General features: G+C 38.0%; 18 protein-coding genes. 16 read left to right on the top strand and 2 right to left on the bottom strand.

The window, feature by feature from the left end:
- The first annotated feature begins 17 nt into the window (after positions 1–17).
- The 5 genes from dtd (at position 18) to AAG186_RS08485 (ending at position 3,123) form a co-directional block, all read left to right on the top strand.
- Positions 18–473, top strand: coding sequence for a D-aminoacyl-tRNA deacylase (dtd, locus tag AAG186_RS08505; protein WP_125163931.1), 456 nt, complete (start codon positions 18–20; stop codon positions 471–473).
- A gap of 39 nt (positions 474–512) precedes the next feature.
- A complete protein-coding gene (locus tag AAG186_RS08500; protein ID WP_342621649.1) occupies positions 513–1,367 on the top strand; it encodes a bifunctional 5,10-methylenetetrahydrofolate dehydrogenase/5,10-methenyltetrahydrofolate cyclohydrolase in 855 nt (284 codons plus the stop codon).
- The gene (locus tag AAG186_RS08495; RefSeq protein ID WP_003774276.1) at positions 1,360–1,563 is read left to right on the top strand and encodes a DUF951 domain-containing protein; all 204 of its coding nucleotides are present in this window, start codon (positions 1,360–1,362) and stop codon (positions 1,561–1,563) included. Before AAG186_RS08500 ends, AAG186_RS08495 begins: the two co-directional genes overlap by 8 nt.
- A complete protein-coding gene (gene ychF / locus AAG186_RS08490) occupies positions 1,564–2,667 on the top strand; it encodes a redox-regulated ATPase YchF (protein WP_342621648.1) in 1,104 nt (367 codons plus the stop codon).
- 132 nt (positions 2,668–2,799) lie between these two features.
- Positions 2,800–3,123, top strand: coding sequence for a cyclic-di-AMP receptor (locus AAG186_RS08485; RefSeq protein WP_125163934.1), 324 nt, complete (start codon positions 2,800–2,802; stop codon positions 3,121–3,123).
- 30 nt (positions 3,124–3,153) lie between these two features.
- On the opposite strand, the gene AAG186_RS08480 is transcribed toward AAG186_RS08485, so the two are convergent.
- Positions 3,154–3,351, bottom strand: a complete 198-nt coding sequence (locus AAG186_RS08480) for a thermostable hemolysin delta-VPH (protein WP_342621647.1) — start codon at positions 3,349–3,351, stop codon at positions 3,154–3,156.
- Between the two features lie 45 nt (positions 3,352–3,396).
- Here AAG186_RS08480 and AAG186_RS08475 point away from each other — a divergent pair, with 45 nt between their 5' ends.
- Both AAG186_RS08475 and AAG186_RS08470 read left to right on the top strand, forming a co-directional pair.
- On the top strand, positions 3,397–3,792 hold the full coding sequence (locus tag AAG186_RS08475; RefSeq protein WP_125163936.1) for a VOC family protein: 396 nt from the start codon (positions 3,397–3,399) through the stop codon (positions 3,790–3,792).
- A complete protein-coding gene (locus AAG186_RS08470; RefSeq protein WP_125163937.1) occupies positions 3,773–4,129 on the top strand; it encodes an MmcQ/YjbR family DNA-binding protein in 357 nt (118 codons plus the stop codon). The genes AAG186_RS08475 and AAG186_RS08470 overlap by 20 nt, the downstream gene beginning before the upstream one ends.
- 20 nt (positions 4,130–4,149) lie before the next feature.
- Here AAG186_RS08470 and AAG186_RS08465 read toward each other — a convergent pair whose 3' ends face one another.
- Positions 4,150–5,295 (bottom strand): hydroxymethylglutaryl-CoA synthase, encoded by a 1,146-nt coding sequence (locus AAG186_RS08465; protein ID WP_342621646.1) that lies wholly within the window; start codon positions 5,293–5,295, stop codon positions 4,150–4,152.
- A 227-nt stretch (positions 5,296–5,522) separates the two neighbouring features.
- On the opposite strand from AAG186_RS08465, the gene AAG186_RS08460 reads away from it, so the two are divergent.
- The 9 genes from AAG186_RS08460 (at position 5,523) to AAG186_RS08420 (ending at position 15,105) form a co-directional block, all read left to right on the top strand.
- Positions 5,523–6,734, top strand: a complete 1,212-nt coding sequence (locus AAG186_RS08460) for an acetyl-CoA C-acetyltransferase (protein ID WP_342621645.1) — start codon at positions 5,523–5,525, stop codon at positions 6,732–6,734.
- 94 nt (positions 6,735–6,828) lie between these two features.
- A complete protein-coding gene (gene gltX / locus AAG186_RS08455; protein WP_342621644.1) occupies positions 6,829–8,274 on the top strand; it encodes a glutamate--tRNA ligase in 1,446 nt (481 codons plus the stop codon).
- The gene (locus AAG186_RS08450) at positions 8,252–9,484 is read left to right on the top strand and encodes an HD domain-containing protein (protein WP_161636842.1); all 1,233 of its coding nucleotides are present in this window, start codon (positions 8,252–8,254) and stop codon (positions 9,482–9,484) included. Before gltX ends, AAG186_RS08450 begins: the two co-directional genes overlap by 23 nt.
- 2 nt (positions 9,485–9,486) lie before the next feature.
- Positions 9,487–10,707, top strand: coding sequence for an aminopeptidase P N-terminal domain-containing protein (locus AAG186_RS08445; RefSeq protein WP_161636841.1), 1,221 nt, complete (start codon positions 9,487–9,489; stop codon positions 10,705–10,707).
- 97 nt (positions 10,708–10,804) lie between these two features.
- The gene (locus AAG186_RS08440) at positions 10,805–11,206 is read left to right on the top strand and encodes a DUF1934 family protein (RefSeq protein ID WP_200542859.1); all 402 of its coding nucleotides are present in this window, start codon (positions 10,805–10,807) and stop codon (positions 11,204–11,206) included.
- Positions 11,207–11,209: 3 nt separating this feature from the next.
- A complete protein-coding gene (gene rpoE, locus AAG186_RS08435; RefSeq protein ID WP_003774292.1) occupies positions 11,210–11,530 on the top strand; it encodes a DNA-directed RNA polymerase subunit delta in 321 nt (106 codons plus the stop codon).
- Positions 11,531–11,637: 107 nt separating this feature from the next.
- Positions 11,638–13,260, top strand: a complete 1,623-nt coding sequence (locus tag AAG186_RS08430) for a CTP synthase (protein WP_161636839.1) — start codon at positions 11,638–11,640, stop codon at positions 13,258–13,260.
- 27 nt (positions 13,261–13,287) lie between these two features.
- Positions 13,288–14,154, top strand: coding sequence for a class II fructose-1,6-bisphosphate aldolase (gene fba, locus AAG186_RS08425; RefSeq protein WP_125163946.1), 867 nt, complete (start codon positions 13,288–13,290; stop codon positions 14,152–14,154).
- Between the two features lie 198 nt (positions 14,155–14,352).
- A complete protein-coding gene (locus AAG186_RS08420) occupies positions 14,353–15,105 on the top strand; it encodes a formate/nitrite transporter family protein (protein WP_342621643.1) in 753 nt (250 codons plus the stop codon).
- Positions 15,106–15,137 lie beyond the last annotated feature (32 nt).

The raw sequence follows: 15,137 nt of genomic DNA, 5'->3' as shown, positions 1-15,137 counted from the left end.
AGAGATGAGGTGATTTCATGAAAATCGTGATACAAAAAGTAAAAGAAGCAAAAGTTGTTGTAGATCAAGCAATCGTGGGTGAAATTAAACAAGGATATATGTTACTTGTTGGGATGGAAACAGGTGATAGCGATGCCGATATTAAGAAAGCCGTTGATAAAATTGCGTCTATTCGACTTTTTGATGATGCAGAAGGAAAAATTAATCTCAGTATTCAAGATGTAGGGGGGGCTATTTTGTCAATTTCTCAATTTACATTAGCAGCAGATTGTCGTAAAGGGAATCGTCCAAGCTTTAGTAATGCAATGGAGCCAACTCAAGCAAATACGATGTTTGAGGCATTCAACACGGGGTTAAGAAATCATGGTCTCAAAGTTGAAACGGGTATTTTCCAAACCCATATGAATGTAATTTTGGATAATGATGGCCCCATTACGATTATGCTCAATATTAAAGATGGTAAGGTAATTTAAGGTGTGGTATTATTAAAGACGTTAATTGGAGATGATAACATGACAACAATACTTGATGGATTGGCTGTTTCAAAAGCAATTCGTGCTTCGTTAAAAGCAGAAACAGAAGTGCTTATTGAACAAGGGAAACGTGTACCTTCACTAACCGTTGTAATCGTGGGAAATGATCCCGCTTCACAAACGTATGTGAATTCTAAAGTAAAACAATGTAAGTCTGTAGGATTTTCTTCACAGGCGATTTCGTGTGAGTCGGATACATCTCAAGAAGCACTGCTTGAGATTATTAAGACCTTAAACCAAGATGATAATATTGATGGGATTTTGGTTCAGTTACCGTTACCGAAGCATATTGATGAAAATGTTATTATTGAAGCAATTGATCCGCTTAAGGATGTCGATGGATTACACCCCCTTAATGTAGGCTATTTAGAATTAAATCGTCCACGATTTGTATCCTGTACGCCGAAAGGGATTATTCGCTTATTAGATTGGTATAATGTGGAAATTGAAGGGAAGCGAGCATTGGTGATTGGCAGAAGTCGCCTTGTGGGGAAACCTGTCGCAACACTGTTAACGCAAAAGAATGCGACCGTTACCTTGGCACATTCAAAAACAAAAAACTTAGAGGAACTCATTCGTTCTAATGATATAATTGTGGTTGCAATGGGAAAACCGGAAGCGATTCCCGCATCTTGGATTTCAAATCAGCACGTACTCATTGATGTAGGAATTCATCGTATTGATAGAAATTTAAGAGGGGATGTAGAGCGTCAGGCTTATGAAATTGCATCGTATGCAACGCCAGTTCCGAAAGGTGTTGGACCGATGACCATTGCGAGCTTACTTGAAAATACAATGATTGCATATAAACTTAAGGAGTGTCAGCATGATTGATAAAACATATGGTTTAGGTGATATTGTACAAATGAAAAAAGATCACCCATGTAAGAAATCACAGTACTTTAAAATTACACGAATGGGTGCAGATATAAAAATTAAGTGCGAAGGATGTGGGTCTGTTATTATGCTCACACGTCAAGATTTTGAAAAAAAATTAAAGAAAGTAATTGAAAGAAACGAGGAATTATAGATGGCATTAACAGCAGGAATTGTTGGATTACCAAACGTGGGTAAATCCACATTATTTAACGCAATCACGAAATCACAGGTTGAAGCAGCAAACTATCCATTTGCGACGATTGCACCAAACGTAGGTGTTGTAAAGGTAAACGATCCACGACTCGAAACAATTCAAAAATTTATTGAGTCTAAGAAGATTATTCCCACAACGTTTGAGTTTACGGATATTGCAGGACTTGTAAAGGGTGCATCAAAAGGTGAAGGTTTAGGGAACCAATTCCTATCAAACATTCGTGAAGTGGATGCCATCGTGCATGTTGTACGTTGTTTTGCAAATTCAGATATTGTGCATGAACATGGTGTTGTTGGTGATCCAATCTCTGATATTGAAATTATTGAAATTGAACTCATGCTTGCGGATTTACAAAGTGTAGAGAACCGAATTTCACGTGTAGGACGTAAAGCAAAATCGAATGATAAAGAAGCAATGGCAGAAATGAAGTTATTAGATCGTGCAAAGGAAACGCTTGAAAATAACCGTCCATTAAGCGATCTCAATTTGTCAGAAGATGATGAAAAACTTGCTCGTACGTTCCATTTCCTAACCATTAAACCTGTTATTTATGTAGCGAATATCGATGAAGACAGTCTTATGGATATTGAAAGTAACGAAATGTACCAAAAGGTTAAAGCGTATGCAGAAGCGCGATCATGTCGTGTGATTCCTGTATGTGCAAAAGTTGAAGAAGATTTATCAAGTCTTGAAGATGATGAAAAAGCAGCATTCTTGGCCGATTTAGGGGTTCAAGAAAGTGGATTGGATGTATTAGTTCGTAATAGCTATGAAATCTTAAACTTACGCACTTTCTTTACTGCGGGTCCACAAGAAATTCGTGCATGGACTTTTGTGAATGGCATGAAGGCACCACAATGTGCTGGGGTGATTCATACAGACTTTGAAAAAGGATTTATCCGATCCGAAACGTATAATGTGGAAGATTTGGAAGCGTTTGGAAGTGAACAAGCAATTAAAGAAGCAGGAAAAATGCGCTCTGAAGGAAAAGATTACGTCATGAAAGATGGCGACATCGTACACTTTAGATTTAATAATTAATAAAAAGACCCCCTTACAAAGGTGGGAACTGACCTAGTTCCGTGATTTGTGGAGGGGGTTTTATGTAAATAAAAAAAGAACCATGGATTTATTTTATGGTATAATGAAACAAAGGTAAGAGGAGGGAATCTTATGAAATTAGTATTAGCTATTGTTTCAAATGATGACAGTACTGTAGTTTCAAATGCTTTGAATAAAGAAAACTATCAAGTTACACGTCTCGCTACAACAGGTGGATTCTTACGAGCAGGAAATACAACACTTATTATTGGTGTTGATGATGATCGCGTCGAAGGATGTTTGGAAATCATTGGTAATGAATGTAGTAAACGTACGGAAGTTGTACCATCTACAGCCTCATATGATATCGGACGTTACGCATCATTCCCTGTGGAAGTTCAAGTTGGTGGCGCAACCGTGTTCGTCATGGATGTAGAGCAATTCCATAAACTTTAAAAAAGAAAGAACGATCTCGTTCTTTCTTTTTTAAATTAATTCAAAATATTCTGGCCAGCGATATTCCCGAATGGGCATGGGCCGATTATTATCAAAATAGAGGACCAGCGCAGGCTTAATGCCATTCCAGTTATCCACAATTTCAAAATGAGTGAGATGCCCATCGGCGATAAGTTGTTTTGCTTTCGCATGATAATTAAAATAAGCCATGATTTCCCCTGCTTTCACCCCTATTCTATACGATTTACATGAAAATATAAAGGCGGTAATACGATGAAACTGACACCAAATCTAATGGTTACGAATGTGAAAGAAAGTATTTTGTTTTACCAAACCGTTTTAGAGATGAATGTTTATGATCAAGTGGATACGGATTCAGTCCCGATTTTCGCGATTCTTGGTCGCGGCGAAACAACATTAATGCTTGAAGAAAAAAATACATTGATTGAAGAATATCCAACACTTCATACAGATTCGATTAATCCTTCTTTAACACTTTTTATTAAAGTCGATGATGTAGAGGCGGAATACAAACGGCTCAAAACACATCCAAATTTAATAAAGACACTCCATAAAACATTTTATGATACATGGGAATTTGCGTTAACAGATCCTGATGGTGTCGTCATTACCTTTGCCGGAGGTTCCTATGAAACCGGAAAAAATTAAAGACGTATGCCTTCAAAATAAAGGAACGGTGTATGACTTTAAAGATGAGTGGAATGCGGAACGCGCTCTTGTAGGTGGGAAAATGTATATGATGATGGGAACCAATAAAGAGGGAAATTCAATTGTAACGGTGAAAGCGGAACCCAGTGAAGGGGCACGCTATCGTGAAATGTATCCAGGAGTCATCACTGAAGGTTACTATATGAATAAAGTTCATTGGATTTCAATTCGTATGGATAAGGATGTGGATGAACCACTCATTGAAACACTTATTAACGAGTCGTATGAACTTATCTTTAAGAGTCTAACTAAGAAAATACAAAGTGAGATAAAATAAAAAGTTCCGCAAGGAACTTTTTATTTTGTTTTGTAATAACGTCGGTGTTCGAAAATTGACTCGAGTGAATATTTCGAAGCATCACCTTCAAGCAATTGATGACTGCCATCTGTAACCAACCGTGCTTCAAATTGTTTTTCATAATCAGGAATTGATAACTTTGTACGCTGATCAAGGTCATCTTGATGTGTCATGCACAAGTGTTTTTTGTAATTAGGTTGTAAGATCCCCGAGAAGAACTCGCCCACGGCACCAGAACCATAACTGTATAAACCAATACGATCTCCAGCATTTAAGGATCCTTGTTCGAGGAGACTAAGTAAACTTAAGTAGAGCGAACCGGTATAAATATTACCCACTTGACGATTGTAGAGTGTACTTGTTTTAAAGTTTTCAAACAATGCAGGGTGTGTTGCTTCATCTGCGATAAGTTTGAGTGTTTTTAATCCAAGTTTCGTATAAGGAATATGGAAACAGATTGCTTTGAAATCCTCAAGATTTTGATCTGTTTTATTTAAATACTCTTCATATACGGTGGTGAATAGACGTTGGTACTGCTCATTTGAGTACTTCCCATCTACAAAAGCAACATCACTATAATTCGGTCTCCAGAAATCCCAAATATCATCTGAAAAATAAGATGCATCTGCTTCAAGGGTCATGATTTTTGGATGTGCACTGACTAACATTGCGACTGATCCAACACCTTGTGTCGCTTCACCTCCGGTGTTAAGGCCGTATCGCGAAATGTCACTTGCGATTACGAGAACTTTTTTATTGGGATTTAAAGCGATATGTCCTTTTGCAAGTTGAAGACCCGCAGTTGCTCCATAGCACGCTTGTTTAATTTCAATACAACGTGCAAAAGGGTTAATCCCCAATAATGTATGAATTGAGGTTGCGCCTGCTTTTGATTGGTCAATACCGGATTCTGTAGCGAGAATCACAAGGTCGATGGCCTCTTTATCCGCATCATCTAATATTTTTGAAGCGGCATTCGCCCCCAAAGTAACGGTATCCTGTGATAGTGGACAGACAGCTTGTAGATCTTGTCCAAGTCCGAGAATATATTTGTTTGGATCAATCCCGCGTGCTTGCGCGAGATCCGCCATATCAATATACGTTAATGGGGCATAAAACCCTATTTTATCAAGTCCAATTTCCATGGAATATCTCCTTTTTCAATATGCTTTCATTATAATAGTCTCTTAGCTAATAAGCAAAAATTATGTGTAATTCAAGAATAATTCACACGAAGTAGGGTGTTTTAGGCATAAACTTATGGTATCTTGTGTGAAAATGAGCGCTTTTTACGCTCAAATGGTAAACTAGGGTTCGAGATAGAGATAGGCGTTAAGGAAAATGTTGTGTTTATAAATTGTAAACGGTATAATTGTCTAGCCGACATTTTAGAAGGAGTGATTTTTTGCGAGACGTAGTTATAGTCAGTGCTGCGCGCACTGCGATAGGTAAATTCGGGGGAAGCTTCTTGAAGACTTCAGCGGTAGAATTAGGAACTGCAGTAATTAAAGAAGCGATTCATCGTGCAAAGATTTCGCCGGAAGATGTTGAATACGTAGTAATGGGTAATGTCATCCAAACTGGATTGGGACAAAACCCTGCACGACAAGCATCGGTGTTTTCTGGAATTCCATATTCAACACCTGCCATGACCATCAATGAGATGTGTGGATCGGGGATGAAGTCAATTCATCTTGGAATGCAATCCATTATGCTTGGTGAGAAGGATGTTGTAGTTGTGGGTGGTTTTGAGAATATGTCACAAGCGCCTCATATAATAAAAAATGGTCGCTTTGGTTCGAAATTTCAAAACTTAGAGACAGAAGATACAATTCAAAAAGATGGTTTTGTTGATGCGTTTACCAATGAGTTGATGGGTGTGACAGCAGAAACGGTTGCTGAACAGTTTCATATATCGCGTGAGGATCAAGATGCATTTGCATTAGAATCTCAAATGCGTGCAACGCGTGCACTTGAGGCGGGACTGTTTAAAGATGAAATTGTTCCTGTTAATAACGGACGTGAACTTATTGATACGGATGAGTTTATCCGAACAAATTCAACCCTGGAAGGACTCCAACGATTAAAACCTAGTTTTAAATTAGACGGAACGGTTACTGCTGGAAATGCATCCGGGGTTAATGATGGTGCTGCTGCACTGATTTTAATGAGCCGTGAAAAGGCTGAAGCGATGGATTTAGAGATAATTGCGACAATTAAAGGTTTCTCAGAAGTTGGGATTGAACCCGAAATCATGGGATACGCACCTTACTATGCTGTAAAATCTTTAGTTGAGAAAACAAATACTGATTTAAATACCGTTGATCGTTTTGAATTAAACGAAGCATTTGCTTCACAATCCTTAGCGGTTTGTCGTGACTTAAATTTAGATTTAGATAAAGTGAATGTTAATGGGGGTGCGATTTCAATTGGTCATCCAATTGGTGCATCGGGCGCGCGTATTATGGTTACTTTAATCTATGAATTAATTCATTCAAATACAAAACGAGGAATTGCATCGTTATGTATTGGTGGCGGCATGGGTGTCGCAATGATGATTGAACGTGAAGAACCTACTAAGTAGGTTCTTTTTTGCAGGGATTATCGCGGTTGTTTAATATTTAATCCTTGACATAACCATGCTATAATAGTATGGAATTTGGAAAGAGGTACTAAAAATGAAAAAAGTTAGAGTTAGATATGCACCAAGTCCAACAGGATTTCTTCATATCGGTAACGCACGTACAGCGTTATTTGATTATTTAGTGGCAAAACATCACGGTGGTGATTTTGTCCTACGTATTGAGGATACAGACATTGAACGTAATGTTGAGGGCGGTGAGGAATCACAACTTTATTTCTTAAACTGGTTAGGGGTTGTACCTGATGAATCTCCAGACAAACCAAAACCAGAATATGCTCCATATCGTCAAATGGAACGTTTAGAAATTTATAATGAATATGTGGAAAAGTTATTAGCGAGCGGTGATGCTTACAAGTGTTACTGTACTACGGAAGAACTTGATGAAGATTATAAGCGTCAAGTTGCGGCAGGACACCAATCAACACGCTACAGCCGTACGTGTCTTCACCTTGATGATGAAACCAAACAACGTTATGAAACAGAACAACGTCCTTACTCTGTAAGGTTGCGCGTTCCAACGGATGCGACATATACTTTTAATGATATGGTTCGTGGTGAAATCTCATTTGAGTCAAAAGATATCGGTGACTGGGTTATTGTGAAGTCAAATGGTATTCCTACCTATAACTTTGCGGTTGTTATTGATGATCACTTGATGGAAATCTCCCATGTATTCCGTGGTGAAGAGCACATTTCAAATACACCAAAACAAATGATGTTATATGAAATGTTTGGATGGGATATTCCGCTATTTGGACATATGACTTTAATCGTTAATGAAAACGGTAAGAAGTTATCCAAACGTGATAATTCAGTTATGCAATACATCAGTCAATATAAAGATCAAGGGTATCTTCCTGAAGCAATGTTTAACTTTATGGCACTGCTTGGTTGGTCACCAAAGGGAGAAAAAGAACTCTTTACACATGAAGAACTCATTGCAGAATTTAGTGAGGATCGTTTATCAAAAGCGCCATCCATGTTTGATGTTACAAAACTTACTTGGATGAATCATCAATACTTAAAAGAAAAAGAAGATGGTGAATGGCTAAGCTTTGTGAGACCATTTGCGGAAGCAGCACACGATCTTACAAACAAAGACGAAGCGTGGATTGAAAAGTGTTTACTTCTCTTTAAAGAACAATTGCAATATGGTGCAGAAATCGGTTCATTAATCGAACCCTACTTTGTTGAACCAGAATTAACCGATTCAGAAAAAGAAGTTTTAGAGTGGGAAACAACACCTGTGGTTGCACAAGCATTCTTGAATAACTTACCAGAATCATGGGATGTGGATTCACTGAAAGAAGCATTTAATGCTGCGAAAACTGAATCTGGACTTAAAGGAAAACCGTTATTTATGGGATTACGTGTTAGTGCAACGCATCAAACACATGGACCTGATTTAATGAGTGCGTTATATCTTTTAGGTCGCGACGTTGTTGAAAAACGTTTAAATGAATACATCAATAAAATTTAAACCAACTTCCGAGCACAAGGTCTTACGAGATCCTGTGCACGGATACATTCACGTACATCATCAAGTCATTTGGGATCTGATTAACGCACCAGAATTTCAAAGACTAAGACGCATCCATCAATTAGGTGGAACAAATCAAGTTTATCATGGCGCAGAACATTCGCGTTTCTCTCATTCAGTTGGAGTATACGAAGTGGTTCGCTTAATGATTGAAAATGTGAACGGATTGTCGGATACACTTTCAGATTTGGAACATATTGCATTATTATGTGCCGGTTTGCTTCATGATGTGGGTCATGGCCCTTTTTCTCATGCTTTCGAATCTGTGACATCGGTTAATCACGAAAAGTTTACGGATCGAATTATTCTAGAGGACACACAGGTTCATAAGATTCTTGTTGAGGCGCATCCAGAGTTGCCGCAACTGGTTGCAGATATTATCGCGCACCGTCATTCGCGCAAACTCTTGACACAAATTATTTCAAGTCAATTGGATGCAGATCGCATGGATTATCTCCTGCGTGATTCATACTTTACGGGTGTTAGTTATGGTGAATTTGATTTATCTCGTATTTTAAGAACACTTATTGTAATTGATGATAAGCTTGTGGTAAAAGAGAGTGGAATTCATGCGGTTGAAGACTATATTATGGCTCGCTATCAGATGTACTGGCAGGTCTACCTTCATCCAACATCACGAAGTTTTGAGATGATTCTATTCGCAATTTTTGAACGAATGAAAGATTTGGTTCATGAGGGTAAAGCATTAGGGAATGAGTTATCGTTTTTCAAACCCTTTGTTTCGGGTGGGGAAATTAGTACTCAAGAACATTTTGAATTGGATGAATCGACCTGCTATGCCGGATTTATGTCCTTAACGAAATCTAAAGATCCCATCCTAAAAGACTTAGCGTTACGTCTTTTAAATCGTAAACTCTTTAAATATGAAGATCTCGAGTCTTCACAACAAGTTGATGCGATTAAAGAACGGGTACAAAATGCAGGTTTTGATAATCGCTACTATGTTATTAGTGATCAACAATCGCAAATCCTTTATTCACCTTATGTTGAAAATGGTGAAGAGGGGTTATGGGTTGTCCTAAAAAACGGTACACTTGTAGAATTAACCAGCGCATCCTCAATCGTTCGGGGATTCGCGACGGGTGAAAAGAAACAGGACGAAAAGATTTTCTACCCTGAGGAGGTATAATCATGAAAAAACAAACATATATCAATATTCGTGAAAAGGTGATGAATGAATTGCCTGAAAAGACAGTTACGTTTTTATTCAGCGGATGCGGCGTTCGTCGTTCAGCAGATGCGGAATACCCTTTCTCAGCGAATCGAAACTTTTATTATGTAACCGGTATTGAAGAACCGGAAGCGGTTGTTGTTTTTGAAAAAGAAACAAATCATGAAATCCTATTTTTACGTGAAATTAATCCAGACATGGAAAAATGGGTAGGATATTTTATGACAAAAGAAGAAGCGCAAACAATTTCGGGGATTGAAGATGTCCGTTACTTTAATGAATTTGATGCGTATGTAACATCAGTTTTAGATTCAGGACTCTCAATTGGAGTTGATATGGATCACGATACCATTGGCGATGTTGAACATTCATCCGGTCTTGTCTTTGCGGATGCGGTAGGCGAAGAAAATGTTGTGGATATTTTTGAATGTCTTGTACGTTGTCGCCAAATTAAACATCCTGAAGAAGTGGAAGCCATTCGTCACGCGATTGATGTAACGGATCATGCAATCAAAGCAATGGTAGAAGAAATGAAACCAGGTGCCAATGAAAATGACATGGCTGCGCGCTTTTTATATGAAGGCAATAAGGCCCACGGCGATTTAATGTTTGATACAATTTGCGCAAGTGGTAAGAATGCGACCGTGCTTCATTACATTTCAAACAATCAACCGTTAAATGATGGCGAACTTGTTTTACTTGACTTAGGCATTCGTGTTAATGGTTATGGTGCAGATATTTCTCGTACGTTCCCAATCAATGGAACGTTTACACCACGCCAAAAAGAAGTTTATCAAGAAGTCTTGAATACGTTCCACATCATTAATGAATCGGTTAAACCTGGTATTTCAATTATGGAATTAAATGAAATCTCAAAAGAAACATTAGGACAATCATGTATTAAACTCGGACTAATCGATAATGTTGAAGAAGTAGGGCGTTACTACTATCACAGTATTGGTCATTCACTTGGTTTGGACACACATGATGTTTGGATTGATCGTGGCCAACCCTTAGTACCGGGTAATGTTATTACAAATGAACCGGGCCTCTATATCGCTGAAGAAGGTATTGGAATTCGCATTGAAACAGACCTACTTGTAACGGAAAATGGATGTGAAGATTTAGCCCCACAAATCATGCGAGAAATAAGTGAAATCGAAGCGTATTTTGTGAAGTAATGTGAATGTAAAATGAAAGTGTGTGTATTGAAGCACACTTTTTTACTTTATGTAATAAACATGTTGACATTGTTGTTCAAAGCCATATAATACATAGGTGAAATACGTAAGGGGGATCTCCATTAAAACTAAAGTCACTATTAAGCAAAAGTCTCGTGATGAATCCTTTCATCACACCGATACCCAAGCCGATCTCATAAACTATGGACCGTATCAACGCATAATGTATGACGAAGAAGATGCATATGTTATTCTTGATTTCACCAATGATGAAGTATCATTTAAGCGGCAAGGGGAATGGTTAACACAAGGTGTTTTCTGTAAAGGCGAACAAACAGAGTTGCTCGTCTCAAGCGCACAGGGAATTATCGTGTTCGAGGTTGAAGTAGAAACATTAGAAATTAGAAGTGGTCTTCTTTATATGAGGTATCATTTGAAGCAAGCTGGGTCACACGTTGATACGCTTGAATTCGAATGTAGGTGGGAACCGGAGGTATAAACTATGTCATCAAAATCATTAAGTGATATTGCATATGAAAAATTAAAACGAAAACGTAAGGAAATTGTATTTAGTAAATTATGGAAAGAAGTCGCTGAAGAAGTGAATTTTTCTGAGGAAATTTCAAAACGAAAAGTGGCATCATTCTATAATGCAATGATGATGGATTCACGATTTATCTCATTAGAAGGAAATAAATGGGATTTACGCGAACGCCATACTTTAGAAAGTTTACAAATCGACCCTGATTTATTAGATACTTATGACGATTATGATGAAGATTTCGAAGAATTTGAGATTGTTCCAAGCATTGAAGAAGAATAATTGAAGTCTTTGGTTGAACTCATATATTAAGTTTGCTAAAATATAAAAGGGCAGCAGCTTCCAAATTTATTGGGAGCTTTTATTTTTGTAGTAGAAGGAGATTAGACATGGCAACAAAGTATATATTCGTAACCGGAGGTGTTGTATCCGGAATTGGTAAAGGAATTATCGCTTCATCGATAGGGCGATTGCTCAAAAATCGTGGCATGAAAGTGTTCATGCAAAAGTTTGATCCATACATTAACGTAGACCCAGGAACAATGTCACCATACCAACATGGTGAGGTTTTCGTAACGAAAGATGGTGCCGAAACAGACTTAGACTTAGGTCACTATGAGCGCTTCATTGATGAAGAGTTAACGAGAAATGCCAGCATTACTACAGGTCGTGTCTACTCAAGTGTTATTAATAAGGAACGAAAAGGTGCATATTTAGGTGCAACAGTTCAAGTTATTCCACATATCACAGATGAAATTAAAAATAAAATCTATGATGCGGGAAAAGAATCGGGAGCGGATGTTGTTATCACTGAAATTGGTGGTACAGTAGGGGACATTGAATCACTTCCATTTTTAGAAGCGGTACGTCAAGTCCATGCGGAAAATAAAACTGAGGATGTTGTGTTTGTTCATACAACACTCATTCCTAAGGTTCCTGCAAGTAACGAATTCAAAACAAAACCAACACAACATAGTTTTAAAGAACTCATGTCACACGGTATCAAAGCAAATATTATTGTTACACGTTGTGATGAGCCTTTAACACAAGATATGAAGAATAAGATTGCGCTTTTCTGTGATGTGAATGAGAATGCAATTATTGAATCACGCAATGTGGAAAACTTATACGAACTTCCACTTTCTTTCCAAGCGCAAGGACTTGATAATTATATTCTTCATAAATTTGGTTTAGGTGATTTACCTGCAGCTGACATGACAGAATGGTCTGCGATGATTGACAGTGCAAAAAACCTACAACATAAAGTTAAAATTGGTCTTGTTGGGAAGTACGTTCAGCTTCATGATGCTTATTTATCTGTGAGCGAAGCACTCTTACATGCGGGTTATGCATGCAGCAGTGAAATTGAAGTTGAATGGATTGACTCAGCTGAGATTACAGCCGAGAATGTTACAGAAACACTTAAGGGGTTAGATGGTATTCTTGTACCTGGAGGATTTGGGTTGCGTGGTGTAGAAGGTAAAATTTTAGCCGCGCAATATGCACGAGAAAATAATGTTCCGTACTTTGGAATTTGTTTAGGAATGCAAGTAGCGATGATCGAATTTGGTCGTAATGTATGCGATTTAGAAGGTGCACATTCAACCGAACTGGTACCGGAAACGAATTATCCTGTAATTGATCTTATGGAAGACCAATTACAACACACAGATCTTGGTGGTACATTACGTTTAGGTAATTATCCATGTCAACTTGATCATGAGGGTAAGGTGTATGATCTTTACAATCATGAGGATGTTATTTTTGAACGTCATCGTCATCGTTATGAATTTAATAATAAATATCGTGAGCAATTTGAGAAGGCTGGAGTACGCTTCAGTGGATTAAGTCCTGATGGTCAACTCGTGGAAATTATTGAGCTTAAAGACCATGATTATTTCGTGGCATGTCAATATCATCCAGAGTTTAAGTCAAGACCAAACCGTTCACATCCATTATTCTACGGATTTGTGAATGCGTCTTTGCAATTTGCGAAAAAAAGAGTAGAATAGATATATAAATAGGAGGAATTTATTATTATGGCATTAGTATCAGCTAAAGGCATTTTGGAAGCAGCACGTGACGGACACTACGCTGTACCAGCAATCAACATTAATAACTTAGAGTGGACAAAAGCAGTTCTTCTTCAAGCAGAAGAAATGAAATCACCAATCTTGTTAGCAGTATCAGAAGGTGCTGGTAAATATATGACAGGTTACAAAACAATCGTTGGTATGGTAAACGGTATGTTAGAAGAACTAAATATTACAGTTCCAGTAGCATTACACTTAGACCACGGTAGTTTTGAAGGTGCTAAAGAATGCATCGAAGCAGGATTCACATCAGTAATGTATGATGGATCACACTTACCATTCGAAGAAAACTTAGCACAAACAAAAGCAATCGTTGAATTAGCACATTCAAAAGGTGTTTCAGTTGAAGCTGAAGTAGGTTCAATCGGTGGAGAAGAAGACGGAATCATCGGTACAGGTGAACTTGCAGACCCTGCAGAATGTAAAACAATCGCTGACACAGGAATTGATTTCCTAGCAGCTGGTATTGGTAACATTCACGGTAAATACCCAGAAAACTGGGCAGGTTTAAGCTTTGAAACTTTAGAAGCAATTAAAGCTGCTACAGGAAGCATTCCTTTAGTATTACACGGTGGTTCAGGAATTCCTGAAGACCAAATCAAAAAAGCAATCGCATTAGGTGTTTCAAAAATTAACGTTAACACAGAATGTCAATTAGTATTTGCTGAAGCAACACGTAAATACATCGAATCAGGTAAAGATTTAGAAGGTAAAGGATTTGACCCTCGTAAACTTTTAGCTCCAGGTACCGATGCAATCCGTGCAACAGTTAAAGAAAAAATTGATATGATGGGTTCAGCTAACAAAGCTTAATTCGATACATATATAAAACCATTGGCATCGTATGATGTCGATGGTTTTTTTGTGCAATCATGTCGGTTATAAACAAAGTTGACCAAACTGAAACCGATTTAAATTAAAGATGCGTTAATATTCACAAACTTTGTGGAAGTACCCTTGAATTGCCGGCCATCTCAACGTAAGATTACATTTGGAACTTGGAGGAGACTTATGTATTCATTTGATGAAACGGTTGAACGTGTATCCGATTTAGGGGTTGTGAAGGTACATAAAACCTTAAAGCAACAATGGATTCTTGGATTTATTGCTGGGGCAATGATTTCGTTAGGGTATCTTGCCTATATTAAAATCGTAGCGACTGTAGATGGCGGATTTGGAAATGTTTTGGGTGCTAGTGTATTTCCGATTGGTTTAATTGTGATTTTGCTTGCAGGGGGAGAATTAATTACAGGTAATATGACCGTAGTGGGAACGTCTTATGCAAATCAAAAAGTTACATTAAAAGAACTCGTGATGAATTGGGTTGTTATTACACTTGCGAACTTGGTAGGGGCTGTGTTTGTGGCGTTGGTTTTAGGACGTGGAGAGCTGAGCCATTACAGTGAAACGGTAAATCGTTTGGCAATGGGTAAAGCATCGTATTCCCCATTCGCAACTTTAATCTCAGGAATTGGTTGTAATTGGTTTGTAGGTTTAGCGGTATGGCTTAATGTCGCAATGAAAGACGGTGCTGGAAAGATTATGGGGATTTGGTTTCCAGTTATGGTTTTTGTTTTGCTTGGTTTCCAACACAGTGTTGCGAATATGTTTTTATTAACCGCAGGGATGCAAAATGGTGTGATTCAATTTTCTGAATTCGCATCAAATATTTTATTTTCCTATGCAGGTAATATCATTGGTGGTGCAGTCTTGGTAGGCTATCTCTATACTCAGGCATCTCATGCAAAGAATCACAATCTGTGATTCTTTTTTTGCGTATGTGCTTGTTTTACGCT

Origin of the sequence: Erysipelothrix sp. P66 (assembly GCF_038682365.1) — a bacterium.
Lineage (GTDB): Bacteria > Bacillota_I > Bacilli_A > Erysipelotrichales > Erysipelotrichaceae > Erysipelothrix > Erysipelothrix piscisicarius.
Note: the sequence above shows the minus strand (reverse complement) of the source record. Positions and strands in the feature narration are given on the sequence as shown.

Excerpts from the sequence above, each read along its gene's own strand:
- AAG186_RS08465 (WP_342621646.1), bottom strand. The coding sequence starts at position 5,295 with ATGGAAATTGGACTTGATAAAATAGGGTTTTATGCCCCATTAACGTAT.
- fba (WP_125163946.1), top strand. The coding sequence starts at position 13,288 with ATGGCATTAGTATCAGCTAAAGGCATTTTGGAAGCAGCACGTGACGGA.
- ychF (WP_342621648.1), top strand. The coding sequence starts at position 1,564 with ATGGCATTAACAGCAGGAATTGTTGGATTACCAAACGTGGGTAAATCC.
- AAG186_RS08450 (WP_161636842.1), top strand. The coding sequence starts at position 8,252 with ATGAATACATCAATAAAATTTAAACCAACTTCCGAGCACAAGGTCTTA.
- AAG186_RS08430 (WP_161636839.1), top strand. The coding sequence starts at position 11,638 with ATGGCAACAAAGTATATATTCGTAACCGGAGGTGTTGTATCCGGAATT.
- AAG186_RS08500 (WP_342621649.1), top strand. The coding sequence starts at position 513 with ATGACAACAATACTTGATGGATTGGCTGTTTCAAAAGCAATTCGTGCT.
- AAG186_RS08495 (WP_003774276.1), top strand. The coding sequence starts at position 1,360 with ATGATTGATAAAACATATGGTTTAGGTGATATTGTACAAATGAAAAAA.
- AAG186_RS08470 (WP_125163937.1), top strand. The coding sequence starts at position 3,773 with ATGAAACCGGAAAAAATTAAAGACGTATGCCTTCAAAATAAAGGAACG.
- AAG186_RS08485 (WP_125163934.1), top strand. The coding sequence starts at position 2,800 with ATGAAATTAGTATTAGCTATTGTTTCAAATGATGACAGTACTGTAGTT.
- AAG186_RS08420 (WP_342621643.1), top strand. The coding sequence starts at position 14,353 with ATGTATTCATTTGATGAAACGGTTGAACGTGTATCCGATTTAGGGGTT.
- AAG186_RS08475 (WP_125163936.1), top strand. The coding sequence starts at position 3,397 with ATGAAACTGACACCAAATCTAATGGTTACGAATGTGAAAGAAAGTATT.
- dtd (WP_125163931.1), top strand. The coding sequence starts at position 18 with ATGAAAATCGTGATACAAAAAGTAAAAGAAGCAAAAGTTGTTGTAGAT.
- AAG186_RS08445 (WP_161636841.1), top strand. The coding sequence starts at position 9,487 with ATGAAAAAACAAACATATATCAATATTCGTGAAAAGGTGATGAATGAA.
- gltX (WP_342621644.1), top strand. The coding sequence starts at position 6,829 with ATGAAAAAAGTTAGAGTTAGATATGCACCAAGTCCAACAGGATTTCTT.
- rpoE (WP_003774292.1), top strand. The coding sequence starts at position 11,210 with ATGTCATCAAAATCATTAAGTGATATTGCATATGAAAAATTAAAACGA.